Below are 24012 nucleotides of genomic sequence, written 5' to 3'. Positions count from 1 at the left end.
CCTTGCCCGACGAGCGCCCCATGCCATGGTGTGGCCCGCCCGGCATGGCGCCCTCGGTGGTAGCGAAGACGCTTTTGTCGAGTCCATCCGCTGGCCCGCGGGAAAGGCCGGTCGCTTGGCCTGTCAGCCGCTGAATGGACCCGGCCGGGGCGCGGCTCAGGCCGGCTGGCGGTTCAACATGACTGCGCTTTCAGGTTTACAGAAACCCGGGAGCGCGGCAAGGCCGCCGTCAGGCAGGGAGCAGCGCGCCGCCGGCGGCGAGGATGAGCACCACCAGCCAGGCCGGCGCCTTCCAGACGCCGAGCAGCACGAAGCCCGTCAGCACCAGCAGGAACTCGGCCGAGCCCTGGACCGTGCCGGTCCACAAGGGCTGATAGAGCACCGCGCCGAGGATGCCCACCACGGCGGCGTTGGCCCCTCGGATCGACCCCTGCATGCCGCTCAGCCGACGCAGGCGATTCCAGTGGGGCAGGGCGGCCAGCAGCAGCAACAGCCCGGGCAAGAAGATCATGCCCAGCGCCACGCCAGCCCCCAGCAAAGGATCGTCCAGCGGGGCGATCACCGCCCCCAGGTAGGCGGCAAAGGTGAACAGCGGGCCGGGGACCGCCTGTGCGGCCCCATAACCGGCCAGGAACGCCTCCTGGGAAACCCAGCCGGGCTGCACCACTGCGCTTTCCAGCAGCGGCAGCGCTACGTGCCCCCCACCGAAGACCAGCGCCCCGGCCCGGTAGAAGGCATCCAGCATCCGTGTCCAGGGCGCCGCTTCCAGCCAGACCAGCAGCGGAAGGCCGACGAACAGCGCCAGGGCGAATGCCAGGGCGGCGTGTCCCGCGCGTCGTGACAGCGGCATGATGGCGATCGGCGGGGCCGACGCACTCGACGTGCGGCAGAGCAGCATGCCGCCGAGCGCGCCGGTCAGGATGGCGGCGAGCTGGCCGAGCGGTCCGCCGACCAGCGTGACGACGGCGACGGCGGCCAGCGCGATGGCGCTGCGCCGTCGATCCGGGCAGAGGGTCCGGGCCATGCCCAGCACGGCGTGTGCCACGACGGCCACCGCGGCGAGTTTCAGGCCCTCGAGGAGGCCCTCGCCGAGTGGCGCGTCGAGGCGTGCCGCGCCCAGGGCGAAGAGCGTCATCAGCACGGCGGAGGGCAGGGTGAAGGCCAGCCAGGCGGCGGCCGCCCCCCGACAACCGGCGCGCATCAGCCCCAGCGCGAAACCGACCTGACTGCTGGCCGGCCCGGGCAGGAACTGGCAGAGCGCCACCAGGTCGGCATAATCGCGTTCCGTCAGCCAGCGGCGACGTTCGACGAACTCGCTGCGGAAGTAGCCCAGATGGGCGATGGGGCCGCCGAACGACGTCAGGCCGAGCATCAGGAAGGCCTTGAAGACCTCGCCGGGCGACCCGGCGGTACGCTGCTCCGGCATGGGCACTGCTCCCGCTTCTGTCCAAACCGTCGACGATGCGGTGCGGCGGTGACGACCGTGTGACAGTGTGGCATGAAGCCATGGTGGCCGCAGTGCGAACATGTGCGCGCTCTTTGCAATACTTGAAAATTCATGTGATATTGCCTGTAATGGATGCCGAGACGCATCAATAACAACGACAACCGAGGTAGGACCCATGACGAAGAAGACAGTCGTGCCGGGCATCGCGTGCCTGGCCGGGGCCATCGGCCTGGCGGGCGTGCTGGCGAGTCCGCTGGCCGCCGCCGGCGATATCACCCTCAGCTATGCCTTCATCTCGCCCACCAGCACCTTCCCCGGCGTGCAGATGGAGCACTGGGCCGAGGAAATCGAGCGTCGCACCGATGGCCGCGTGACCGTGAACACCTTTCCCGGTGGCACGCTGCTGACCGCCGACAACATGTACGACGGCGTGCGTAGCGGCGTCGCCGACATCGGCCTGTCGATCACCTCCTACGAACCCAACCGCTTTCCGCTGCTCAACCTGGCCGGCAGCCTGACCGGGCTGCAGGTCGATTCGAGCGTGGCCAGCCAGACCGTCTACGAGCTGATTCAGGAATTCCCGCCCGAGCAACTCGGACTCGAGGATTTCAAGGTCATCACCGCCTTCACCGCCGAGCCGGGCTACTTGCAGACCAAGGACCCGGTGACGTCCCTTGAGGCGCTGCAAGGTCAGGAGATCCGGGTCCCCGGCGATGCCACCGACGTCCTGGCGGCATTGGGCGGCGTGCCGATCGCCCTGGCGCAGTCGGATACCGGCGAGGCGCTGCAGGCCGGCGTCGTCGACGGCTACGTGAGCTCCCGGGAGGTGCTGATGGATCTGCGCTACGCGCGGACCGTCAAGTACGTCACCGACTACCCCCTGACCAACGCCGTGCTGGTGGCGGTCATGAACCGCCAGCGCTGGGAGTCGCTGCCCAAGGACGTGCAGGCGGTCATCGATGACCTGGGGCCGGAAATGGCCCGCTATGCCGGTGACTACCTCGATGGCCACGTCGCCGAGTCGCTGGCGTGGGCGCGCAAGGAGGAAGGGGTCGAGGTGCTGCCCCTGAGCGAGGCCGAAGCGGCCCGCTGGGACGAACGCCTGGCGCCGGTCAATCAGCAGCGCCTGACCCGTGTGGCCGAGATGGGCCTTCCCGCCGAGGCGTTCGAGACGCGCATGCTCGAGTTGTTCGACCACTATCGGCAGAGCGATGGCGTCCGGGACTGAGCCCGGCGACATGCGCCTAGAGGAGGTCTCGATCATGTATCGCTTCTCGCTTGTGGTCAGTCGGTCGTTGCTCGTCCTCGCCGGGGCGGCGTTGCTGGCGATGACGCTGCTGGTGGTGGCCAACATCGTGCTGCGTCAGGTGTCGGCGTCGTTCGGCGGCACCACCGAGGTCGTCGGCTGGCTGACGGCCGCCGTGGTGTCCCTGTCGCTGGCCCATGCCCAGTCGAAGAAGGCACACATCGAGCTGGATCTGGTGGTCGCCCGCCTGCCGCGGCGGCTGCAGACCGGTGTACAGGCCCTGGTGCTGCTGGCGAGCCTCGCGTTCTTCGCCATGGTGGCTTACCAGCTGTGGCACTACGGCCTGCTCGCCATGCAGCGCGACACGGTATCGCAATCCCTGCGCCTGGCGATCTATCCCATCATCTATCTGGTCGCTTTCGGCTTCTCTGCGTTCTGCCTGGTGCTGCTGACGGACCTGATGGCGTGCCTGACCCGGAGGGTGCGGACATGAGCCTGACCCTGATGGCCCTGGTCGGCGTGCTGGTGCTGTTCGGCCTGATCGTCCTGCAGATGCCGATCAGCTTCGCCATGTTCATCGTCGGCTTCTTCGGCATGCTCGGCATCACCAGTCCACTGGCGGCCTACAACATCGTCAGCTCGGGGATCTGGGAACAGCTCTCGGCGTATTCGCTGAGCGTGATACCGCTGTTCGTGTTCATGGGCGAGTTGCTGTTTCGCTCGGGCATCACCGAAAAGCTGTTCGCCGCCGCCTATGCCTGGACGGGGCACCGCCGGGGCTCGATGGCCACCACCACGATCCTGAGCAGCGCCGGTTTCGCCGCGGTGTGCGGGTCCAATACGGCGACCGCGGCCACGGTGGGCACCATCGCCCTGCCGGAGATGAAGAAGTTCGGCTACCAGAAGGCGCTGAGCGCCGGGAGCGTGGCCACCGGCGGCACTCTGGGCGTGATCATCCCGCCCAGTGCGGTGCTGGTGGTGATCGCCCTGCAGGCCCAACTGGCGATTCGCGATCTGTTCGTCGCCAGCATCGTGCCCGGGCTGATCCTGATGCTGCTCTTCGTGCTGACCATCGCCTATCTCTGCTGGCGCGATCCGTCGCTGGCGCCGGCCGGTCAGCGTTCCACCTGGCGTGCCCGCCTGGCATCTCTCCAGGGGCTGATGGAGATCGCCGCGCTCTTCATGCTGGTGCTGGGCGGATTGTTCGCCGGTTGGTTCACCTCCACCGAGGCCGCGGCCGTGGGCTGCGTGGGCGCCATGATCGTCGTCGGCCTGCGCGGGCGGTTGTCCTGGGCGGTGCTGCGGGACTCGCTGAGCCACTCGCTGGCGACCTCGGCGATGATCCTGATGCTGGTGACCGGCGCGGTGGTCTTCGGCCGCTTCCTCACCGTGACCCGGCTGCCCTTCATGGTCGGCGAGTGGGCGGCCGCGCTCCCCCTGCCGGCGATACTGGTGATGGCCTGCGTGCTGCTGATCTATGTCATCGGCGGGGCGCTGATGGATGCCATGGGGTTCTTGATCATCTCGATCCCGATCTTCTTTCCGGTCGCGTTGGCGCTGGGCTACGACCCGGTATGGTTCGGCATCATGGTCTGCATCGTGACCAGCATGGGGGCGATCACGCCGCCGGTGGGCGTCAACGCCTTCATCGTCAAGCGTCTCGATCCCGAGCTTGGCATCGGCGAGATCTTCCGTGGCGTCGGCTACTTTCTGATGCCCTATCTGTTGTGTATCGCCTTGCTGCTGCTGGTGCCCGGGCTGGTGACCTTCGTCCTCTGAGGGCTGGTGGCCGTCCATTTTTTACACAAAAACTTGAAAATTCATGTGATAAGTCAATGAAATCGCCCAAGTCCGTACTCGTTCAATCCCTGGATCTCGGCACCGGCCCCGCCCGGGTCGTGGTCAAGGACAGCATCGACATCGCCGGCCAGCCCACCCGCGCCGGTTGCGAGGCGCTGGCCGAGGTCCCGGCGGCGACGCGCCATGCGGCGATCGTCGAGCGCACTCTGGCCGCGGGCTACCGCATCGTCGGCAAGGCCAACCTGCACGAGCTGGCGTTCGGCATGAGCGGGCTCAACGCCTGGACCGGAACGCCCGACAACCCGCGCTTCCCGGCGCTGATCCCGGGCGGCTCGTCCAGCGGCTCGGCGGCGGCGGTCGCCGCGGGGCTGGCGGAGATCGGCATCGGCACCGATACCGGCGGCTCGATCCGGGTACCCGCGGCGTGCTGCGGCGTCTACGGGCTCAAGCCCACCTTTGGCCGGCTCGACCGCCGGGGCGTCATGCCGGCGCACAGCAGTCTCGACTGCGTGGGGCCGCTGAGCGCCGATCTCGACACCCTCATCGCGTTCATGGCGGCGGTCGATCCCACGTTCGACGCCACCGCCGCTGGCGGTGCGCCGCCCCGGCTGGGAGCGCTGGACGTCGATGCCGATCCGGCAATCCACGGAGCGGTTGCGGCCTGTCTGGAAAGCGCCGGGCTGGACGCTACCACGCGATCCTTGCCGCTGATGGACGAGGCCTACGCGGCGGGCATGGCGCTGATCAATCGCGAGACCTATCTCGCCTGCCGGCCCTGGCTGGAAAGCGGCCGCCTGGGTGCCGATGTCGAGCGCCGCCTGCGTGCCGCCGCCGAGACCACCGACGCCGAGGTGCGCGAGGCCGAGGCGGTGCGCCGCGCCTTCACCGCCGCCGTGGACCGGCTGCTCGAGACCCACGCGGTGCTGGCGCTGCCGACGCTGCCGCATTTTCCTTTGACCCGCGCCGCCGCCGAAGGCGGGCAGCAGGACCTGACCATTTCGGCCCTGGTGCGGCCCTTCAACCTGTCGGGGCATCCCGCCCTGAGCCTGCCCCTGGCGCCGGATCGCGACCGCCCGGTGAGCCTGCAGCTGGTCGGTCGGCGCGGCGACGACGCCGGGGTCTGCCGGGCTGCGCGCCACCTGCTCGGCACACGCCCGGCGGCAACCCCCACAACCACAGGAGATGCGTATGTACAGCCTGGTCGATAAGGCCCAATGGGGCGGCGAGGCGCGTTTCGATGCGCTGCTCGACGAGATTCGTCAGCGCCGCGAGGAGTTCGAGGCGCAACGGCATATCTCGGCGGACATCGTCGACGCGTTCAAGGCTATCGGGGTCTACCGGGCCCTGGTGCCCAAGCGCTACGGCGGCGACGAGAAATCCCCCGCCGAGTTCCTGAAGATGGTCGAGGCGATCTCGGCGGCTGATGGCTCCGCCGGCTGGGTGGCGAGTTTCGGCATGAATCCCGCCTACCTGGCCGCGCTGCCCGAGGCAACCATCACCCGGATCTGGGCGGACTCCCCGGACGTGGTGTTCGCCGGCGGCATCTTTCCGCCGCATCCCGCCGAGCGGGTCGATCGCGGCTACCGCATCAAGGGTCGCTGGAAGTTCGCCAGCGGCTGCATGGGCGCGACCCTGTGCGGCGTCGGCATCCAGCCCGACGAGCCCGATGCCGCGCCGCGCATGGCGGTGCTTCCCCCCGACAGGGTACGCATCGATCCCACCTGGAACATGGTCGGCATGGTCGCCACCGGCAGCCACGACCTGGTGGTGGACGACGCCTACGTCGCCGAGGAGTGGACCTTCGTGCGCGGCGCCCGGGCGACCATCGATGCCCCTTTCTTCCGTTACCCGGCGCTGGCCTTCGCCGCCCAGGTGCTGGCGGCGACCACCCTGGGCCTGGCCCGCGAGGCGCTCGACGTGATGCGGGCCTCGGCCGGGGGGCGCAAGTCGGTCACCGGCGCGCCCAACCTCGGCGAACGCGAATACGCCCAGATCGGCCTGGCCAAGGCCGAGGCCCAGGTGCGTGCCGCCCGCGCCTTCTTCTACGAGAGCACCGAGGCCGCCTGGCGTGCCGTCGAGGCGGGCGGCGAGCCGAGTCGCGACCAGATCAACCTGCTGCGTCTGTCCACCACCCACCTGACCCGGGAGTGTGCCGAGGCGATCCGCGGCGTGTACCAGCTCAGCGGCATGAGCGGCGCCGACAACGGGCACCCGCTGTCGCGCATCCTGCGCGACTCGATGCTGTGTACTCAGCACGCCTTCATGGGCGAGATCACCTGGAAGAACGCCGGCGCCATCTTCTTCGACCACGACCCGCTGCCGGGCTACCTGTGAGCCGGGCCAATCACTCGCTAACGGAGAATCACGACATGCAACATCGCGTACTGTTCTGCTGCGGCATCAACCAGAACTTCATGAGCGCCACCGCCGACGAGGCCAAGCAGGTCTGGGAAGCCACCCGCACCATGCTGCAGGGCATCGACGGTCTGCCCGGCGTCACCATCCTGGGGATCATGGACGACGACCGCATTCAGGTCGGCCCCTCCCTCGCCGCGCCCTGGACCTTCTACATCATGGCCGACGTCGAGACCTACGAAGCCATCGTCGACGCCTGCAATTTCTTCCGCACCACCCCGGTGGGGGACGGTACCTACAAGCTCTGGAAATACTGCCGTGTCGAGGCGCGCATCGGCCGCGAACTCGTCGTCCCCGAGTGACGGACAGCGTCACCGACGTTTTCAGAAAGACGTGTCACGACAGGCGTTTCGACAACGACCCGACAACCGCTAGCGCGAGGCCATCATGACGATCGACAACAGGATCGACCTCGTCCCTGAACCGGATGAACTGGTGTTCAGGGACCACATCCGCACCCCCATGTACGACGACCCGGCGCTTTTCGACGCCGAGATGGAACGCATCTTCAAGAAGACCTGGGTGTGGGTCGCTCACGAGAGCGAAATTCCCGACAAGGGCTCGTTCAAGCTGTCCCAGGTGGGGCGCGACCCGGTGATCGTGGTGCGCGACCGCAAGGGCAAGATCCACGTCATGATCAACCGCTGCCGCCACCGGGCGGCCACGGTGTGCGAGGTCAAGCAGGGCAAGACCGCCTCGTTCCAGTGCCCCTACCACGGCTGGGGCTACGCCCTGGACGGCTCGCTGCGCGCGCTGCCCTATCCCGAGCAGTACGGTGACGACTTCGACAAGGCGCAGCACGGCCTGCTCAAGCTGCGCACCGAATCCTACGCCGGGATGATCTTCGCCACCTTCGACGAGCAGGCCGAGCCGCTGCTCGATTTTCTCGGGCCGGTGACCCACTGGATCGACCTGTTCATGAAGCAGGGCGCGGGCTACCCGGTCAAGGTGCTCGGCGAGCATCAGTTCAGCGTGCCGATGAACTGGAAGATCCAGCTCGAGAACACCACCGACGCCTATCACTTCCCGGTGGTGCACAAGTCGTTCCTGCAGTCGCTGGACGACGAGACCGAGGCGGTCTTCTCGTTCCTCGACCAGGGCAAGGGCTACGTCGAGGATCTCGGCAACGGCCACTCGGTGATGGTGATGATCCCCGAGCTGGTGGATCTCGAGGACAACCTCGACGCGCCGATCCCCGAACGCTTCCAGACCCTGGCCCAGGAGCTGCGCGACGCCGGCCATGACGAGCCGCAGGTGCGACGCATCGTGCGCGCCGTGGGTGGCGCCGGCTTCAACCTCAACCTGTTCCCCAACGTGTCGTTCTCGCTGGCCTTCTTCCGCGTGCTGACGCCGGTGAGCGTCGATCGCACCGACATCCGCCACATCGCCATCGGCATGGATGGCGGTCCTGACGCCGCCAACCGGGCGCGAATGCGGCTGCACGAGCACTTCCAGGGCCCCATGGGGTTCGGCTCGCCCGACGATGCCGAGGTATGGGAGCGCATCCAGCGCGGCGTTCAGGGCGGGGCGGAGCTGCCCATCCTGATCAACCGTGGCCTCGACGACGAGCAACCCGGCGAGGCGGGCCCGCGCGGGCATATCAGTGCCGAGACCGGCATGCGCGCGGCGTACGACATGTGGAAAAGGATGATGCAGTCATGAACACCCCGACCGACACCCGGAACGACTCACTGCTGTGGGACGCCCAGGCCTTCATCTGGGCCGAGGCGGACATGCTCGACCACCGCGACTACGAGGCGTGGCTCGCCCTGTGGAGCGACGACGGCTTCTATACCCTGCCGATCGGCGATACCCGGGACTTCGACGACGCGCTCAACCTGTGCCACGACGACGCCCACATGCGGCGCGAGCGCATCACGCGCTTCCAGCAGGGCTTCTCGATCTCCTCGGCGCCGCCGGCGCGCACCGTGCGCACGTTGTCGCGCTTCGTGATCGAGGCGGTCGATGGCGATGACGTCAGGGTGCGCTGCGCCGAACACCTGATCGAGGACAAGTTCGGTCGCCAGCGCGTCTGGGCCGCCGACCTCACCTACACCCTCATCGTCACCCCGGGCGGCTTCCAGATCCGCCACAAGGTGGCACGTCTGCTCAACTCCGACGGGATGCTGAATTCGTTCAGCTATTTGTTCTGATGACGCTACCTGCCCCCGACAAGATCCACACCGCCGTGGTCACCGGCGGCGCCCGCGGCTTCGGCGCCGAGGCGGTGCGTGCACTGCATCGCGCCGGCTTCCGGGTGGTGATCTCCGACATCGACCCCGAGCCGGCCGCGGCGCTGGCCAGCGAGCTGGACCTCTCCGGCGAGACCGCGATCACCGCGACCCTCGACGTGACCCGTCCCGACGACTTCCAGGCCGTGCTCGACAAGTGCCTCGAGCGCTGGGGCTCGGTGGAGGTGCTGGTCAACAACGCCGCACGCACCGCGGTCCAGGGCGTGCTGGAGATCGACCCCGCGGACTTCAACGCCGTGCTCGCCACCAACGCCGGCGGCACCTTCGCCGGCAGCCAGATCTTCGGCCGCCACTTCAAGGCCCGGGGCTACGGACGCATCGTCAATCTGGCCTCGCTGGCGGGACAGAACGGCGGCACCGCGACCGGCGCCCACTACGCCGCGTCCAAGGGCGCCATCCTGACCCTGACCAAGATCTTCGCCCGCGACCTGGCGCCCTTCGGCGTCACCTGCAATGCGATTGCCCCCGGACCGATGGACACGCCCATGGTGCGTTCGGTGCTGGGCGACAACCTCGAGCAGGCCCTCGCCAATATCCCGGTGGGCCGACTCGGCGACCCGTCCTTCGTCGCCGAGCTGGTGGCGCTGCTGGCCGGCCCCAGGGCGGCCTTCGTCAACGGCGCCTGCTGGGACGTCAACGGCGGAATCTACATGAGGTGATGCCAATGGAGACGCCAAAAGAGCGCTTGACGCTGACCATCGACGAACGCATCGACGAGCCGGGCAATATCGCCAGACTGCGGCTGCGCGCCGCCGACGGTGCTCCGCTGCCGCCGTTCACCGCCGGCGCCCACCTGGACGTGCACATCCGCGACGCCGACGTCGACCTGTGGCGGCAGTACTCGCTGTGTTCCGACCCGGCGGAGACCGCCTTCTACGAGATCGGCGTGCTGCGCGACCCCAACAGTCGCGGTGGTTCGGAAACCCTGCACCGCATCGTGCGAACCGGCGGCACCCTCGAGGTCGAGGGGCCGAAGAACCACTTTCCGCTCAACGAGGCGGCCACCCAGAGCCTGCTGTTCGGCGGCGGCATCGGGGTGACGCCGATGATCGCCATGGCCCGGCGGCTGCACGCGCTGGGGCGGGATTTCACGCTGCACTACTGCACGCGTTCGCGGCAGGCCACCGCCTTCCGCGACGCGGTGGCGGCCGCCGGCCTGGCCGATGCCGTGGTCTATCACCACGACGACGACCCGGCGACCCGGCTCGACCTGGATGCCGCGCTGGCCGAGGCCGATGCCGGGGTCAACGTCTACGTGTGCGGCCCGCCGGGCTTCATGGACTGGGTGATTGGGCGCGCCGGTGCCTTCGGTATCGACGACGCCCGCATTCACCGGGAGTTCTTCTCCGCCGACGTCGACGTCTCGGGCGAGGCCTTCGAGGTGGTCGCCGAACGTTCCGGCGTCACCGTCCACGTGGGCGCCGAGGACACCATCGCCAAGGCGCTGGCGCGGGCCGGGGTCATGGTCGAGGTGAAATGCGAGGAGGGCGTGTGCGGCACCTGCGTGACCGACGTCCTCGACGGCGAGATCGATCATCGCGACCACTTTCTCACCGCCGACGAGCGCGAGGACGGCGACCAGATGTGCGTCTGCTGTTCCCGGGCCCGAGGCAAGCGACTCGTTCTCGATCTCTGAATCCACCAAGGAACACAACAATGCCAACCGTTCACGTCTACATGATCGCGGGGCGCACCCCGACCCAGAAGGAATCCCTGATTCGTCAGGTGACCGATGCCGTCGCCGACTCCCTCGATGCACCGCCGGCCAACGTGCGCGTGATCATCAGCGAGATACCCAAGAGCGACTACGGCATCGGCGGCGAGACCGCCGAGCGCCTGGGCCGCTGAACAGCGTCTGACGACCGCAACGGAGAGTCGCCGATGAGCTTCGATACGAGAGATTTCCGCAGCGCGCTGGGCAAGTTCGCCACCGGGGTGACGGTGATCACCGCCCGCGATGGCGAGACGCACCACGGCGTGACCGCCAGCAGCTTCAACTCGGTGTCGATGGATCCGCCGCTGATCCTGTGGAGCATCGACAAGGGGGCCTACAGCCTCGATGTCTACCGCCACGCCGAACACTTCGTGGTCAACGTGCTCGGCAACGAGCAGGTCGACATCTCCAACCGCTTCGCCCGGCGCGGCGAGGACAAGTTCGCCGGTATCGCCATCGACGAGGGCCTGGGTGGCGTCGCCCGGGTGACGGGGGCCGCGGCCCATTTCGAGTGCCGGACCTGGAACGTCTACGAGGGCGGCGATCACCTGATCATCGTCGGTGAAGTGCTGCGCTACGCCTACCGCAAGGAGGGCAGCGCCCTGGTCTTCCACAACGGCCGCTACGCCGTGCCCGAACCGCATCCGCTGATGCTCGACGTCGGCGAGCACACGGCGCTGGACGGCCGGCTGGGCCGGCACCTGCTCTATCTGATGCGCCAGGCACTGGCCGCCTACCGGGGGGATTTCTACCCGCGGCTCGCCTGCCTCGGCGTCAACGACAACGAGTGGCGGGTGCTGACCCTGCTCGCCGATGGCGGGCCGCTGGCCGCCGAGGTGCTGGCGCGGCGCGTGGCACAACCGCTCGCGGAGCTCGAGGACATCCTCGCGATACTCCGGGAGCGGGGGCTTCTGGGCGTGGACGACTCCCGGGACGTGCATCTCACCGAGGACGGACAGAGCCTGGCGCTGCGTCTGCTGGCGATGGCCGACGACTACGAGCGTCGCCTGTTCGAGAGCCTGGCGCCTAACGAGGCCGATGCCCTCAAGTCGGGGCTGGGGCGTGTGATCGAGCGTCTCGGCGCCCCTTCGTGACCTCTCCGAGCGAGAGGCCAATGTGCAAGCAAGCCAAAAAAGCCAAGCAAACCAAGGAGACCGACCATGTCGGAAGTAACGAGTGCTGAAGTGAACGCCCTGGTGGCGCGCATCGAGACGCTGGAGGCCGAAGCCGAGATCCGCCGCCTGCAGGCGCGCTACATGTTCCTCTGCGACACTCCGATCCCCGAGTACGGAGTGACCAGCGACGCCGAACGCATCGACCGGATCATGGCGCTGTATACCGAGGATGCCGTCTGGGAAGGCGTCGGCGAGTACTACGACGACCAGTTCGGGCGCGCCGAGGGCGCGGCGGCGATCCGGCGGCATTTCGAGGGTTTCTGGAAGCAGGACGCGGACCCCAAGCTGCTGCTCAACGTCCACTATCTGACCTCGGAGCAGATCCATGTGCGCGGCGACGTCGCCGAAGGTCAGTGGGTCCACTGCCAGCCCTGGATCTTCTCCAACGGCAAGGCGCTGCTGCGTTCGTCGCGGCTCAACAATGCCTTCCGCAAGGAGCCCGACGGGCAGTGGAAGATCACCCGCACGCGCACCGAGAACGTCTTCGTGGCGCCGCTGCAGGAAGGCTGGGCGACGGACTATCCCAGCGAGTCGGTGCTGCTCAAGGACTGAGGAGGCGTCATGGCACACGAATTCGTGTACACGGGCAACCCGGCGCGTATTCTCTTCGGGCCCGGCAGCCGGGCCCGGATCGCCGACGAGATCCGCCGCCTGGCGTGCCGCCGGGCGCTGGTGCTCGCCACGCCCACCCGCCGCGACGCGGCGCTCGAGCTCCAGACCCGGCTCGGCGAGCTGGCCGCGGGGGTGTTCAGCGAGGCCGCCATGCATACCCCGGTGGCGGTGACCGAGCGGGCCATGGCGGCGTTCGCGCAGGCCGATGCCGACTGTGTCGTCGCGCTGGGCGGTGGCTCCACCGTGGGCCTGGCCAAGGCGATCGCCCACCGCAACGACGCCCCGCAGATCGTGGTGGCGACCACCTACGCCGGCTCCGAGGTCACGCCGATCCTGGGGCAGACCGAGAACGGCGTGAAGACCACGCTCAAGGGCCCCGGCATCCTGCCCGAGGTGGTGATCTACGACGCCGAGCTCACCCTCGAGCTGCCACCGGCGATCAGCGTGACCAGTGGCCTTAACGCCATGGCGCACGCGGTGGAGGGGCTCTACGCCCGCGACCGCAACCCGCTGACCGGGCGGATGGCCGTGGAGGGGCTCGACAGCCTGAAGCGGGCACTGCCGGCGATCGTCGAGCATCCGCGGGATCTCGAGGCGCGCAGCGACGCGCTCTACGGTGCCTGGCTGTGCGGCAGCGTGCTGGGCAGCGTGGGCATGTCGCTGCACCACAAGCTGTGCCACACCCTGGGCGGCAGCTTCGATCTGCCCCACGCCGAGACCCACGCCGTGCTGCTGCCGCATACCGCCGCCTACAACGCCGAGGCGGCGGCCGATGTCCTGGCGCCGGCGGCGCGCCTGTTCGGTGGCGAGCTGGGTGGCGGCCTCCACGACTTCGCCGCCGGCCTGGGCGCACCGCTGACCCTCGAGGCCCTGGGGCTGCGCGAGTCCGATCTGGACCGTGCCGCCGAGCTGGCGGTCATGAATCCCTACTGGAACCCGCGCCCCATCGAGCGCGACGCCATCCGCGAGCTGCTGGGCCGCGCCTGGCGTGGCGAGCGCCCGGTGTAAGGCCGCGTTCCCGTATCGAGGCCCGGTCACCGGGCCGACAAGGAGGAGAGAGCATGCCCCGGATCGACTATTTCACCGAAGCCAACTCCGTCGAGGCGGTCAACGCGCGCATGGGCGAGGCGACCGACCCGCGGCTGCGCGAGGTCATGGCGGCGCTGGTTCGCCACCTGCACGACTTCGTCAAGGAGGTCGGGCTGACCCAGCGCGAATGGGAGGCGGCGATCGACTTTCTGACCCGCACCGGCCAGTTGTGCGATGCCGAGCGCCAGGAGTTCATCCTGCTCTCCGATACCCTCGGCGTCTCCATGCTGGTGGACGCCATCGCCCACCGCCGCCCGGCGGGCGCCACCGAGAACACGGTGTTCGGCCCCTTCCACGTCGACGGCGCCCCGGAGCTGCCCATGGGCAGCTGCATCTCGCTGGATGGCAAGGGCGAATCGTGCCGCTACACGGGCCGCGTGCTGGACCTGGAAGGCCGGCCCCTCGCCGGCGCGCGCCTCGATGTCTGGTCGGACAACAGCGAGGGCTTCTACGACGTCCAGCAGCCCGGCCGGCAGCCGAAATGGAACAACCGCGGCGTGTTCGTCACCGGCCCCGACGGCCGCTACGACTTCGTCGGCATCAAGCCGGTCTCCTATCCGATCCCCGACGACGGGCCGGTGGGCAAAATGCTGGCGCGTCTCGGGCGTCATCCCTGGCGGCCGGCCCACATGCACTTTCTGATCACCCACCCGGATCACGAGCGGATCGTCACCCATACCTTCGTCTCGGGCGACGACTACCTGACCTCGGATGCCGTCTTCGGCGTCAAGGAAGCGTTGATCGTGGATTATCGAAAAGCCACGGCGGGGGACACGACATGGCAGGTGGATTTCGATTTCGTCATGGTCGGCGCCCGCGACGACTGACGGGAGCGTCCGGCCGGCGGCTTTCGAAAGAAAGAGTCCGGGGCCGGCCTGCCGGACGGTGGCGCCAAGCGGCTGATGCGGGCCGCTCGGGGCGCTTTAGTTTTATTTCAACTAACTGTTTTTAAAGGAATTATTGGTTCCAATTTGGGATAACGTCGGCAGTCTGGATGTGCTTATCATCGAGTTTGACGCGTTGTCGATTCCAACAATCATAATACGAAGGCATAGAACAATGAGTGTGACCTCCTCCCCTGCGATGACCTCGACGGAGCTCCGGCGCGGCGCTCTGGGTGTCGGCTTCATCATCTTCTTCGTGGTCTCCGCGGCGAGCCCCTTCAGTGTGCTCGCGGGCGGCTTTCCCATCGGTATCATGCTCGGCAACGGCGCCGGGACGCCGTCACTGATCGTGTTGGTACTGCTCATTCTGCTGCTGTTCTCGGTGGGCTACACCACCATGTCGCGCTACGTGACCAACGCGGGCGGTTTCTACGCCTTCTCGGCGAAAGGCCTGGGGCCGGTCTCCGGCGGGGCGGTCGCGGGGCTGGCGGTCTTCGCCTACAACATCCTGCAGATCGGGATCTACGGCATGTTCGGCGGTGTCGCCGCGGGGAGCATGAGCGCGGTCTTCGACGTGAGCCTGCCCTGGTGGATCTATTCGCTGATCGCGATGGCGAGCATCGCCCTGCTCGGCTATCGGCAGATCGATCTTTCGGCCAAGTTGCTGTGCTTCATCGTCATGGCCGAGTACGCGGTCATCCTGATCCTGGATATCGCGATTGTTTCCAGCGGCGGGGACAGTGGCGTCGACTTTGCCGCCTTCCAGCCCGAGCATATCTTCAGTGGCGCCCCCTCCATCGGCATGCTGTTCTGCTTCGCGGCGTTCATCGGCTTCGAGGCGACCACCATCTATGGCGAGGAAGCGAAGAACCCCCGCCGCGACATTCCGCTGGCCACCTACGCCTCGATCCTGCTGATCGGCTGTTTCTATGCCCTGTCGACCTGGTCGATGATCATCGGCGTGGGGTCCGACAAGATCGTGACGACCCTGCAGGGACTCCAGGATCCCACCACCCTGATCTACACCCTGTCTGACCACTATGTGGGGGGCTGGCTCACGCACATCGCCCGCGTGCTGTTCCTGATCAGCCTCTATGCCGGCCTGCTGGCCTTCCACAACTCGGCGGCGCGCTACTTCTACGCCATCGGTCGCGACGGCCTGCTGCACGACGCCCTGGGGACGACGCACGCCGTTCACCAGAGCCCGCACGTCGGTTCGCTCCTGCAGACCCTGATCGCGGCGACCGCGGTGATGATCTTCGCCGCCTGCGGCAGCGATCCCATCCTGCAGCTGTTCGCCTGGTTCTCCAGCCTGGCGGCGCTGTCGTTGATCCTGCTGATGGCCATCACCTCGCTGGCGGTGACGCTCTACTTCCAACGCCATCCCGAGCTGAACGTCGGGGTCTGGCGCGGACGAATCCTGCCGGCCATCTCCGGTCTGCTGCTGCTCGCCGTGATGGTGATCGCGGTCATCCACTTCGACGTGCTGACCGGGTCGAGCCAGCTGCTCTCCTATGGGCTCTGCGTGCTCATCCTGGTGGCGCTCGGCGTGGGCGGGATGCTGGCGATACGTCTGCGTCGGCTGGCCCCGGCGCGGTTCGAGCAGATCGGCGCCCAGCGAATCTAGACGGCGATTTCCACCACATGCAGAAAAAGGACGAGCGTCATGCGTGACCATGAACTAGTGATCGGTGGCGACAGCGTGCCGGGTGACGACGGGCACTTCGCGGTGATCGACCCGGCCAGCGGTCAGGCCTTCGCGCGCTGCCCGGCGGGTTCCCCCGCGCAGTTGGATCGCGCGGTCGATGCCGCCCGGGCCGCCTGTGGCGAGTGGCAGGCCCTGAGCCACGCACAACGCTGCGAGGCGCTGACCCGGGTCGCCGACGACATCGAGCGCGAAGCGGACGAACTGGCGCGGCTGATCGTTCGCGAGCAGGGCAAGCCGCTGGCGCTGGCCCAGTCGGAAATCGCCGGCGGCGTGGCCTGGACGCGCTACGCGGCGGGCCAGGAGATCCCGGTGGAGTGGATCGAGGAGACGCCCACCCAGCGTATCGAGCTGCACCACCGGCCGGTGGGGGTGGTGGCCTCGATCACGCCCTGGAACTGGCCCTTCATGATCGCGGTATGGCACATCATGCCGGCGCTGCGGGCGGGCAATTGCGTGGTGAGCAAGCCCTCCAGCCTGACCCCGCTGAGCACGATCCGGCTGGTGGAGATCATCGCCCGCCACGTACCGCGGGGCGTGATCAACGTGGTCACCGGGCAGCAGGGCCTGGGTAGCGCGATTACCGGCCATCCGGGCATCGACAAGATCGTCTTCACCGGCTCCACCGAGACCGGGCAGCGCGTCATGCGAGCCTCGGCCGGTAATCTCAAGCGTCTGACCCTGGAACTGGGCGGCAACGACGCCGCCATCGTGCTGCCGGAGACGCCGGTAGCGGCGGTGGCCGAGGAAATCTTCCAGGCGGCCTTTCTCAACATGGGCCAGACCTGCTCGGCGCTGAAGCGGCTCTACGTCCACGAATCCCAGTATCGTGAATTCGCCGAGGCGCTGGCCGACATCGCGCGGCGCCAGGTGGTCGGCGATGGCCTGGAGGCTGGCGTGACCTTCGGCCCGGTGCAGAATGCCGACCAGCTCGCACTGGTCAGCGAACTCGTCGACGACGCCCGCGCCCAGGGCGCCGAGGTGCTGTGCGGCGGCGAGCGCCTGGACCGCCCCGGCTTCTTCTATCCGCCGACCATCGTCACCGGCGTCAGCGACGGTCAGCGCCTGGTGGACGAGGAGCAGTTCGGTCCGGTACTGCCGGTGATCGCCTATAGCGACGTCGAGGACGCCCTGCGCCGCGCCAACGCCTCGTCGATGGGGCTGGGCGGCTCGGTCTGGGGCAGCGACGAGGTCCGTGCCCAGGCCGTTGCCAGCCGCCTGGAAAGTGGCGTGGCGTGGGTCAACTGCCACGCGCAGATCCAGCCCAATACGCCCTTCGGCGGTTGCAAGATGTCCGGTTTCGGCGTCGAGTTCGGCCTCCAGGGGCTGCTCGAGTTCACCACGCCGCAACTGCACTACGTCCGGACGTTCCCGACGAAATGAGCGCGCCGGGCCAGCCGCCCTTCGCGCAGGCGCGACCGGCTGTCCCGGTGGTCGGTTCCCACGTCACAACAACAACACCGATAAGGTACTCACATGACACTTCTCAAGACGACCCGGCTCGCCGGCGGTCTCGCCGTGCTGGGCTTCACGCTCGCGCAGACCGGCACCGCACAGGCCTACGAACTGCTGTCGAGCCCCGACGGCGCCCTCAACATCGACGTGCTGGCCGTGCATGGCTGGATGCACAGCCGCAAGAATTACGACGGTCGCAGCGGTGGCTCGAGCTGGCGCGAGGGCTTCGCCAAGTACGGCTTCAGTGGCCATCGCACGCTGGGTGGCACCGGCGATGTCTACGGTGCCCTCGACTGGGTCAGCTCCGCCACCTGGGGCGATGGTGACGCCGGCGGCAACAGCATCGGCTCGGAGCGGCGCACCTCGCTCGAGGAAGCCTATCTGGGCTGGCGATCGGGCGAGCGCTTCCCCTTCCTCGGCACGGATGGGCTGGATCTCTCCGCCGGTCGGCAGGTGGTCCAGCTCGGCAAGGGCTTCATCATCAACGACGACGGCCTGAATCTCGGCGAGGGGCCGGCCGGGGGCGCCCTCGATCGCGGCGGCGCCTACTACCTGGCGGCGCGGCACGCCTTCGACCGCACCGCGGTGGCACGCATCGGCGGTGACCGCGGCCTGCACGGCACGGCCGCCTGGCTCGCCTCGGACAACCGCGCCCAGGCGGACACCGAGCTGCTCGCCGGTACCCTCGACTACACCGGTGAGGCCGGTACCCTCGGCCTGACCGCGGTGCACGGGCTCGACGTCGACGACGCCTGGGCCGACGACTTCCTGCGTCAGCGCGACGGCATGAACGTCTACAGCCTGCGCGGCGACAGCGACCTCGGCATCGCCAATGCCGACTTCGCCTTCGAGTACGCCCGCCAGTACAAGGATGCCGGCACCGAGACTGCCTGGTACGGCCAGGCCCGGTACACCTTCGCGGACCTCGCCTGGACGCCGACGCTGACCTACCGCTACACCCGCTACTCGGCGGATTGGGACTCGCTGTTCACCGGCCAGAACAGTCCCGATCTGGGCACCTGGTTCCAGGGCGAGGTGGCCTCCAACTACGCGGGCATCTTCGCGCGCAACACGGGAATCCATCATGTCGGCCTGAGCCTCAGACCGACGCAAAGCTTGTCCCTGGGAGCGCTGTTCTTCGACTTCACTACCCTGGAGCACCGCGATGCGCGTAATCTGGATGCTCGGGAGCTGGACCTGTACGCGAGCTGGATGGCGACCGAGCATATCGCCGTCAGCCCCCTGGTGGGCTTCTACAAGCCCGACAAGAGCGCGGCCGATGGGGGCACCCAGGTCGGGGATAACGATACCAATGTGTATGCGCAGTTGGTGCTGGCGGCGTTCTTCTGAGGGATCGGCATGACGAGAGGCCGCCAAGCCGTGGCTCGACAGGCGGCAGCGGCCAACCGGCGAGTGCCATCCACGGGGGCGGGTATGTTATGTGAGTTGCGTTCCTTTCAGGATTCTCAGCGACATGCGGCGGCGATCGCTGGCTGGCAGCAGGTCTACGACCAGCTAGGCGCCGGCCGCCCTTCCAGTGAACTCCTGCAGGTCTCGGGGGAGCGCTTCCAGGTCTTCCACGAGGTGCTCGACAAGCGGGTGGTGCAGCACGGCCAGTCGCCCCGCAAGCGTTTCTGCATGGCGTTCTCCACCGCCAGGACCCCGGTCATCCAGGGCTGCAAGGTCGTTTCGAACAGCGTGCTGCTGCTGCGCGACGGCGAGGAATTCATGCTGCACGCACCGGAAGGCCTGGCGTTTCTGGCTCTGTGCGTCGACCTCGAGCGCTTCAGCCGCCTGGCCGAGGTCGAGCTGGGGGCCGAGCGCTTCGCCCGGTTCGCCGCGATGCCCGGCATGGATGTCCCGATGCGGCTGCTGAAAGCGATCAGCGTGGGGCTCTTTCGCGATCTCGACGGCCTGGTCGCGCGGGGCAGCCACGACGACCCGGTTCTCGAAAAACGTATCGAAGACACCCTGATGGCGGTACTGCTCGATCTCTTCCTGCAGGCCAATGGCGAGAAACGCCGCAACGAACTCGCCGTGAGCACCTATCTGGTCAAGCGCAGCCAGGAACTGGCCCTGGCCGATCCGCAACGACCGCTCAGCGTACTGGACCTGTGCGAGCAGCTGCACGTCAGCCGCAAGACGTTGCAGAACAGCTTCCAGCGGGTGGTGAGCATGCGTCCGGTGGAGTTCCTGCGCAGCATCCGGCTCAACGCCGTGCGCCGCCAGTTGATGGCGTCGTCCGCCGACGAGAGTTCGGTGGGCGATGTGGCCTACGCGATGGGTTTCCGCCATCTCAGCCACTTCTCGGCGAGCTATTACACGCTGTTCGGCGAATACCCCTCCGAAACACCGCGCAGCGACTGACGGCGGGCGATGCGTCGAACCCGCGGCCTCACCGCGGAAGAGTCGGCCAGCCAGGGCAGCGCGAGCGCCAGGCGCTTTCTCCAAAAGGGCGATATGCTAGACTATTCAACTATTTTATCGTCTTGGAGCGCTCACGCATGGTCGACAAGGAAGAACTGGCCTCTCCCTTCTTTCCGCTCTCCGACGACTACCGCGCCCGGGATTTTCCGCTTTACTGGGTGGCGCGACTGAATGCCAAGTACAGCGCCGAGGTGGACGCGCTGCTCAAGCCCCTCGGGCTGAGTTCCTCCAAGTGGCGCGTGCTGATGATCCTCCACGAGCAGGGCCGCCTGAGCATGTCGGACATCGCCACCCATGTCGTGGCCAAGCTCTCCACGGTCACCAAGATCGTCTACAAGATGCAGGAAACCGGCCTGCTCGAGACGGCACCCTCGCCGCAGGACGGCCGGGTCACGGAAGTGGCGTTGACCGAGGATGGCGAGGCCAAGCTGGCGGAGGCCCGGGGTCTCACCGGGCGCATCGTCGAAAAGGCCTTCGACGGCCTGGAGAAAGACGAGATCGTCTACGTCAACCAGTGCCTGAGCAAGATGTTCCGCAACCTGAACGCCATCTGAGGCGAGCGGCCCTGGCGTAAGGGCCCGCTCTCGAGAGACGCGCCGGCTCAAGCCGGTGGGCACGTCGCCCGAGACAGCCCCCTGTCGATCGATACCACTCAGTCCGTCTTGACCGGGCCGGCGAGGTAGACCGCGTCCGGGACGGGCTCCATCCACTCGACCGGCGAGCCGTCCTGCGACTCCTGAATGGCGACGTGCTGCATCGCCGTCTTGTCGGTGGCGCCATGCCAATGGCGACGACCGCAGTTACACCAGATCAGGTCGCCCGGGCGAATCTCGGTCTTCGGCCCGCCCTCGCACTGGGTCCAGCCCACGCCGTCGGTCACCAGCAGGATCTGCCCTACCGGATGCGTGTGCCAGTTGGTACGCGCACCCGGCTCGAAATTGACCACGGCGACGCCCACCCGCGAAGGCGCCGGCGCACTGAAGACCCGGTCGATGCGAACCTGGCCGGTGAAATACTCGCTGGGCCCCTGGATGGCGTCGCTGGAACCGGCGCGCTGCACCAGCATGTCTGCTGACGAGGCGTGGGTCTCATTCATGGCAACCTCCTGCGATTGCTGCGTGTCGTGGTGTCCGTTGAACGGTAGCAGGCCGCGATTGAGCCGAGTATATGTAAGATCCTGAATGCAGAATGAAGGGGAGCTTCATAATGGCGGCGTATCGGCTGGACGATCTGGCCGTCTTCGTGACGGTGGGGCGCGAAGGCAACTTCACCCGCGCGGCGGCGCATCTCGGCGTATCGCCCTCGGCGGTGAGCCAGACGTTGCGAGGGCTGGAAGAGCGCCTCGGGGTGCGCTTGCTGACGCGCACGACGCGTCGCGTCACGCGTACCGAGGCAGGCGAGAAGCTGCTGCGCGAGATCGCCCCGCTGCTGGAGGCGATCGAGGCGCAGGTAACCGCCGTGACCGAACTGCGAGAGCGCCCGGCGGGCACGGTACGCATCACCGCCGACGAATACGCGGCGCGTCACGTCCTGTGGCCGAAGCTGCTCCCCCTGCTGGAAGCCTACCCCGGACTCACCATCGAACTGACCACCGACTACGGGCTGACGGACATCGTCGCCGAACGCTTCGACGCCGGGGTGCGCCTGGGTGGCACCGTCGCCGCCGACATGATCGCCGTGCCGATCGGCCTGCGCATGCGGCTGGTCACCGTGGCCTCACCCGAGTATCTGGCGCGACATGGCACGCCCCGGACGCCGGAAGCGTTGACGAGCCATCGTTGCATCAACCTGCGTCTGCCCACCCACGGCGGTCTCTATGCCTGGGAGTTCGGCAACGGCGGCCGCGAATTTCGGGTCCGCGTCAGCGGCCCGTTGATCATGAACAGCGTGGAACAGATCCTCGATGCCTGTCTTGCCGGGGTGGGCCTGGCGCAACTGCCCGACGGGCTGGTTCAGGCGCACCTGGAGCGCGGCGACCTGCAGGAGGTCCTCGCCGACTGGTCCGAGCCCTTCACGGGCTATCATCTCTACTACCCGAATCGCCGCCAGCAGACCGCGGCCTTTCGGGTCGTGGTGGAGGCGTTGCGGGTACGCTTCGAGTGACGGGGCCGGCTGTGCTGCCCAAGAGGGAATAGCGACTGAAAAACGCCTTCTGAAGCGTGGACGAGGGGTCGCCGTGCTGCTGGGACGCTCGAGCGAAGGGCGGGACGTTAAAATAGCCAGGGCCACTATTTCAATTTATGGGTAAAAATGAAATAGTCTTTCAGTCTATTTCACCTTGCCAGGATACCCTCATGCAGCGCGGGCTGACCGGCCAATACACCCCCAGCATCGCCGGTGGCGTCGGCTGCCAGGCGTTCGTTCCGGCGCCACTGCCCCCCGAGCCCGCGCTGTCACTGGATGACAAGCTACAGCGTCGGCTCTCCGCCGCCCACATCGCCCTGGGGCGGCTCGATGGCATCTCGATGCTGCTGCCCGACGCACAGCTATTTCTCTACAGCTATGTGCGCAAGGAAGCGGTGATGTCCTCGCAGATCGAGGGCACGCAGTCGTCGCTCAGCGATCTCATGATCTATGAGATGGACGGCATTCCCGGTGTCCCGATGGATGACGTGCAGGAGGTCTCCTGCTACGTGCGGGCGCTCAACCTGGGCGTTCAGCGCATTCGCGAAGGGCAGCCGATTACGATCCGGCTCGTGCGTGAGCTACACGACGCCTTGATGACTCACGGGCGCGGTGCGCATCGCCGCCCGGGGGAGTTCCGCCAGAACCAGGTCTGGATCGGCGGGCACCGGGCGGACGAAGCCGCGTTCGTGCCACCCCCGGCCAACCAACTCGCTGACTGCTGGGGCGCCTTCGAGCGCTTTCTCAATGACGAGCCGGCGGCGACGGAACCGGTGATCAAGGCCGCCCTGGCACACGTGCAGTTCGAAACCATCCACCCGTTCATGGATGGCAATGGTCGGCTCGGGCGCTTGTTGATCCCGCTGATTCTGGTGCAGGCAGGCTTTCTGACGGAGCCGCTGCTCTACCTTTCGGTGTTCTTCAAACGTCACCGGCAGGTCTATTACGATCACCTCCAGAACGTGCGCCTGACCGGCGATTGGGAAAGCTGGTTGCTCTTTTTCGTCGATGCCATCGCCGATACCGCCAACCATGCCGTTGCCACGGCGCAGGCGCTCAATGCGCTACTGGCCCGGGACAAGGCGCGCCTGAGCGAGCTTGGCCGCCTATCCGGTTCCGCGACCCAGGTGCTGGAAGCGCTCTACCGTCACCCCATCGCCAATATCGCCACGCTGCATCGGGACACCGGGCTGACCCAGGCCACCGTCGGCAAGGTGCTGGAAGCCCTGGCGCAGCAGTTGAATATCGTACGGGAGTTGACCGGCCAGAAGCGCAACCGGGTGTTCGCCTATGGCGACTATATCGATCAGTTGAGTCGGGAATAGCCACAGGCATTCTTTTCAACTGGATAACCAGGAAGTGCCGCTTAGAGCGCCTTTCAAAACCTGCCTTGAAGCTTGTTCAGACAGACCAAGGAACAGCCCAACAGCGTAAAGGCATAATGGATATCGACTCGCCGCTCATAGCGCGTGGTAAGTCGCCTCATCCGGCTCAGCCACGCAAAGGTTCGTTCGACAACCCAGCGATGGCAGCCGAGTCGCTGACTATCCTCGACACCTCGACGAGCAATACGGGGCTGAATGCCCCGTCGCTGACAGGCTCGGCGGCAACGGCGATGATCGTACGCCTTGTCCGCATGGAGTTTGTCGGGACGCCGGCGAGGCCGT

25 protein-coding genes are annotated in these 24012 nt (G+C 67.2%); 22 read left to right on the top strand and 3 right to left on the bottom strand.

Annotation, left to right across the window (positions count from 1 at the left end; all coding sequences use genetic code 11):
- Positions 1-229: 229 nt before the first annotated feature.
- Positions 230-1426 (bottom strand): chromate efflux transporter, encoded by a 1197-nt coding sequence (chrA, locus tag D0901_RS07490; RefSeq protein ID WP_129139684.1) that lies wholly within the window; start codon positions 1424-1426, stop codon positions 230-232.
- Between the two features lie 196 nt (positions 1427-1622).
- On the opposite strand from chrA, the gene D0901_RS07485 reads away from it, so the two are divergent.
- The 20 genes from D0901_RS07485 (at position 1623) to D0901_RS07390 (ending at position 20775) form a co-directional block, all read left to right on the top strand.
- Positions 1623-2675, top strand: a complete 1053-nt coding sequence (locus tag D0901_RS07485; protein WP_129139683.1) for a TRAP transporter substrate-binding protein — start codon at positions 1623-1625, stop codon at positions 2673-2675.
- 10 nt (positions 2676-2685) lie between these two features.
- On the top strand, positions 2686-3186 hold the full coding sequence (locus tag D0901_RS07480; RefSeq protein WP_233440377.1) for a TRAP transporter small permease: 501 nt from the start codon (positions 2686-2688) through the stop codon (positions 3184-3186).
- Positions 3183-4472: a TRAP transporter large permease gene (locus tag D0901_RS07475; protein WP_129139682.1), complete on the top strand. Its 1290-nt coding sequence runs from the start codon at positions 3183-3185 to the stop codon at positions 4470-4472. The genes D0901_RS07480 and D0901_RS07475 overlap by 4 nt, the downstream gene beginning before the upstream one ends.
- 56 nt (positions 4473-4528) lie before the next feature.
- Entirely contained in the window at positions 4529-5701 is a 1173-nt protein-coding gene (locus tag D0901_RS07470; protein ID WP_129139681.1) for an amidase, read from the top strand.
- Positions 5682-6827 (top strand): acyl-CoA dehydrogenase family protein, encoded by a 1146-nt coding sequence (locus D0901_RS07465; protein WP_129139680.1) that lies wholly within the window; start codon positions 5682-5684, stop codon positions 6825-6827. The genes D0901_RS07470 and D0901_RS07465 overlap by 20 nt, the downstream gene beginning before the upstream one ends.
- Before the next feature lie 35 nt (positions 6828-6862).
- Complete coding sequence (locus D0901_RS07460; RefSeq protein WP_129139679.1) at positions 6863-7210, top strand: IacB protein; 348 nt, start codon at positions 6863-6865, stop codon at positions 7208-7210.
- Between the two features lie 85 nt (positions 7211-7295).
- Entirely contained in the window at positions 7296-8570 is a 1275-nt protein-coding gene (locus tag D0901_RS07455) for an aromatic ring-hydroxylating oxygenase subunit alpha (RefSeq protein ID WP_129139678.1), read from the top strand.
- Entirely contained in the window at positions 8567-9061 is a 495-nt protein-coding gene (locus tag D0901_RS07450; RefSeq protein ID WP_129139677.1) for an aromatic-ring-hydroxylating dioxygenase subunit beta, read from the top strand. Before D0901_RS07455 ends, D0901_RS07450 begins: the two co-directional genes overlap by 4 nt.
- Positions 9061-9819, top strand: coding sequence for an SDR family NAD(P)-dependent oxidoreductase (locus tag D0901_RS07445; RefSeq protein ID WP_129139676.1), 759 nt, complete (start codon positions 9061-9063; stop codon positions 9817-9819). Before D0901_RS07450 ends, D0901_RS07445 begins: the two co-directional genes overlap by 1 nt.
- Positions 9820-9824: 5 nt before the next feature.
- Positions 9825-10796, top strand: coding sequence for a PDR/VanB family oxidoreductase (locus tag D0901_RS07440; protein WP_129139675.1), 972 nt, complete (start codon positions 9825-9827; stop codon positions 10794-10796).
- 20 nt (positions 10797-10816) lie between these two features.
- A complete protein-coding gene (locus tag D0901_RS07435) occupies positions 10817-11008 on the top strand; it encodes a 2-hydroxymuconate tautomerase (protein WP_129139674.1) in 192 nt (63 codons plus the stop codon).
- 33 nt (positions 11009-11041) lie between these two features.
- Positions 11042-11968: a flavin reductase gene (locus D0901_RS07430; RefSeq protein ID WP_129139673.1), complete on the top strand. Its 927-nt coding sequence runs from the start codon at positions 11042-11044 to the stop codon at positions 11966-11968.
- Positions 11969-12034: 66 nt separating this feature from the next.
- Positions 12035-12601, top strand: coding sequence for a nuclear transport factor 2 family protein (locus D0901_RS07425; RefSeq protein WP_129139672.1), 567 nt, complete (start codon positions 12035-12037; stop codon positions 12599-12601).
- A 9-nt stretch (positions 12602-12610) separates the two neighbouring features.
- Positions 12611-13669, top strand: coding sequence for a maleylacetate reductase (locus D0901_RS07420; protein WP_129139671.1), 1059 nt, complete (start codon positions 12611-12613; stop codon positions 13667-13669).
- A gap of 53 nt (positions 13670-13722) precedes the next feature.
- Positions 13723-14577: an intradiol ring-cleavage dioxygenase gene (locus D0901_RS07415; RefSeq protein WP_129139670.1), complete on the top strand. Its 855-nt coding sequence runs from the start codon at positions 13723-13725 to the stop codon at positions 14575-14577.
- 232 nt (positions 14578-14809) lie between these two features.
- Positions 14810-16261, top strand: coding sequence for an APC family permease (locus tag D0901_RS07410; protein ID WP_129139669.1), 1452 nt, complete (start codon positions 14810-14812; stop codon positions 16259-16261).
- A gap of 39 nt (positions 16262-16300) precedes the next feature.
- The gene (locus D0901_RS07405) at positions 16301-17722 is read left to right on the top strand and encodes an aldehyde dehydrogenase family protein (protein ID WP_129139668.1); all 1422 of its coding nucleotides are present in this window, start codon (positions 16301-16303) and stop codon (positions 17720-17722) included.
- 93 nt (positions 17723-17815) lie between these two features.
- The gene (locus D0901_RS07400; RefSeq protein WP_129139667.1) at positions 17816-19144 is read left to right on the top strand and encodes an alginate export family protein; all 1329 of its coding nucleotides are present in this window, start codon (positions 17816-17818) and stop codon (positions 19142-19144) included.
- A gap of 84 nt (positions 19145-19228) precedes the next feature.
- Positions 19229-20161 (top strand): helix-turn-helix domain-containing protein, encoded by a 933-nt coding sequence (locus D0901_RS07395; RefSeq protein ID WP_129139666.1) that lies wholly within the window; start codon positions 19229-19231, stop codon positions 20159-20161.
- Between the two features lie 137 nt (positions 20162-20298).
- On the top strand, positions 20299-20775 hold the full coding sequence (locus tag D0901_RS07390) for a MarR family winged helix-turn-helix transcriptional regulator (protein ID WP_129139665.1): 477 nt from the start codon (positions 20299-20301) through the stop codon (positions 20773-20775).
- A gap of 98 nt (positions 20776-20873) precedes the next feature.
- Here the strand turns inward: D0901_RS07390 and D0901_RS07385 are convergent, their stop codons facing one another.
- Positions 20874-21317: a (R)-mandelonitrile lyase gene (locus tag D0901_RS07385; protein WP_129139664.1), complete on the bottom strand. Its 444-nt coding sequence runs from the start codon at positions 21315-21317 to the stop codon at positions 20874-20876.
- Positions 21318-21427: 110 nt separating this feature from the next.
- Between D0901_RS07385 and D0901_RS07380 the strand changes: the two genes are divergently transcribed.
- Positions 21428-22324 carry a LysR family transcriptional regulator gene (locus D0901_RS07380; RefSeq protein ID WP_129139663.1) on the top strand — a complete coding sequence of 299 codons (897 nt, stop codon included), beginning with the start codon at positions 21428-21430 and terminating at the stop codon, positions 22322-22324.
- Positions 22325-22515: 191 nt separating this feature from the next.
- The gene (locus D0901_RS07375) at positions 22516-23670 is read left to right on the top strand and encodes a Fic family protein (protein WP_129139662.1); all 1155 of its coding nucleotides are present in this window, start codon (positions 22516-22518) and stop codon (positions 23668-23670) included.
- A gap of 53 nt (positions 23671-23723) precedes the next feature.
- Here the strand turns inward: D0901_RS07375 and D0901_RS07370 are convergent.
- A partial coding sequence (locus tag D0901_RS07370; protein ID WP_162500836.1) for a transposase occupies positions 23724-24012 on the bottom strand: 289 nt, incomplete at its 5' end.

It is taken from the genome of Modicisalibacter coralii (assembly GCF_004117855.1).
GTDB lineage: Bacteria > Pseudomonadota > Gammaproteobacteria > Pseudomonadales > Halomonadaceae > Modicisalibacter > Modicisalibacter coralii.
The sequence above is the reverse complement of the archived record's forward strand: the minus strand, read 5'-3'. Positions and strand labels throughout refer to the sequence as shown.

Coding starts and splice junctions, on each gene's coding strand:
- D0901_RS07385 (WP_129139664.1), bottom strand. CDS start 21,317: ATGAATGAGACCCACGCCTCGTCAGCAGACATGCTGGTGCAGCGCGCC.
- D0901_RS07400 (WP_129139667.1), top strand. CDS start 17,816: ATGACACTTCTCAAGACGACCCGGCTCGCCGGCGGTCTCGCCGTGCTG.
- D0901_RS07445 (WP_129139676.1), top strand. CDS start 9,061: ATGACGCTACCTGCCCCCGACAAGATCCACACCGCCGTGGTCACCGGC.
- D0901_RS07455 (WP_129139678.1), top strand. CDS start 7,296: ATGACGATCGACAACAGGATCGACCTCGTCCCTGAACCGGATGAACTG.
- D0901_RS07435 (WP_129139674.1), top strand. CDS start 10,817: ATGCCAACCGTTCACGTCTACATGATCGCGGGGCGCACCCCGACCCAG.
- D0901_RS07375 (WP_129139662.1), top strand. CDS start 22,516: ATGCAGCGCGGGCTGACCGGCCAATACACCCCCAGCATCGCCGGTGGC.
- D0901_RS07470 (WP_129139681.1), top strand. CDS start 4,529: ATGAAATCGCCCAAGTCCGTACTCGTTCAATCCCTGGATCTCGGCACC.
- chrA (WP_129139684.1), bottom strand. CDS start 1,426: ATGCCGGAGCAGCGTACCGCCGGGTCGCCCGGCGAGGTCTTCAAGGCC.
- D0901_RS07425 (WP_129139672.1), top strand. CDS start 12,035: ATGTCGGAAGTAACGAGTGCTGAAGTGAACGCCCTGGTGGCGCGCATC.
- D0901_RS07440 (WP_129139675.1), top strand. CDS start 9,825: ATGGAGACGCCAAAAGAGCGCTTGACGCTGACCATCGACGAACGCATC.
- D0901_RS07420 (WP_129139671.1), top strand. CDS start 12,611: ATGGCACACGAATTCGTGTACACGGGCAACCCGGCGCGTATTCTCTTC.
- D0901_RS07405 (WP_129139668.1), top strand. CDS start 16,301: ATGCGTGACCATGAACTAGTGATCGGTGGCGACAGCGTGCCGGGTGAC.
- D0901_RS07390 (WP_129139665.1), top strand. CDS start 20,299: ATGGTCGACAAGGAAGAACTGGCCTCTCCCTTCTTTCCGCTCTCCGAC.
- D0901_RS07395 (WP_129139666.1), top strand. CDS start 19,229: ATGTTATGTGAGTTGCGTTCCTTTCAGGATTCTCAGCGACATGCGGCG.
- D0901_RS07460 (WP_129139679.1), top strand. CDS start 6,863: ATGCAACATCGCGTACTGTTCTGCTGCGGCATCAACCAGAACTTCATG.
- D0901_RS07475 (WP_129139682.1), top strand. CDS start 3,183: ATGAGCCTGACCCTGATGGCCCTGGTCGGCGTGCTGGTGCTGTTCGGC.
- D0901_RS07485 (WP_129139683.1), top strand. CDS start 1,623: ATGACGAAGAAGACAGTCGTGCCGGGCATCGCGTGCCTGGCCGGGGCC.
- D0901_RS07380 (WP_129139663.1), top strand. CDS start 21,428: ATGGCGGCGTATCGGCTGGACGATCTGGCCGTCTTCGTGACGGTGGGG.
- D0901_RS07415 (WP_129139670.1), top strand. CDS start 13,723: ATGCCCCGGATCGACTATTTCACCGAAGCCAACTCCGTCGAGGCGGTC.
- D0901_RS07410 (WP_129139669.1), top strand. CDS start 14,810: ATGAGTGTGACCTCCTCCCCTGCGATGACCTCGACGGAGCTCCGGCGC.
- D0901_RS07480 (WP_233440377.1), top strand. CDS start 2,686: ATGCGCCTAGAGGAGGTCTCGATCATGTATCGCTTCTCGCTTGTGGTC.
- D0901_RS07450 (WP_129139677.1), top strand. CDS start 8,567: ATGAACACCCCGACCGACACCCGGAACGACTCACTGCTGTGGGACGCC.
- D0901_RS07465 (WP_129139680.1), top strand. CDS start 5,682: ATGTACAGCCTGGTCGATAAGGCCCAATGGGGCGGCGAGGCGCGTTTC.
- D0901_RS07430 (WP_129139673.1), top strand. CDS start 11,042: ATGAGCTTCGATACGAGAGATTTCCGCAGCGCGCTGGGCAAGTTCGCC.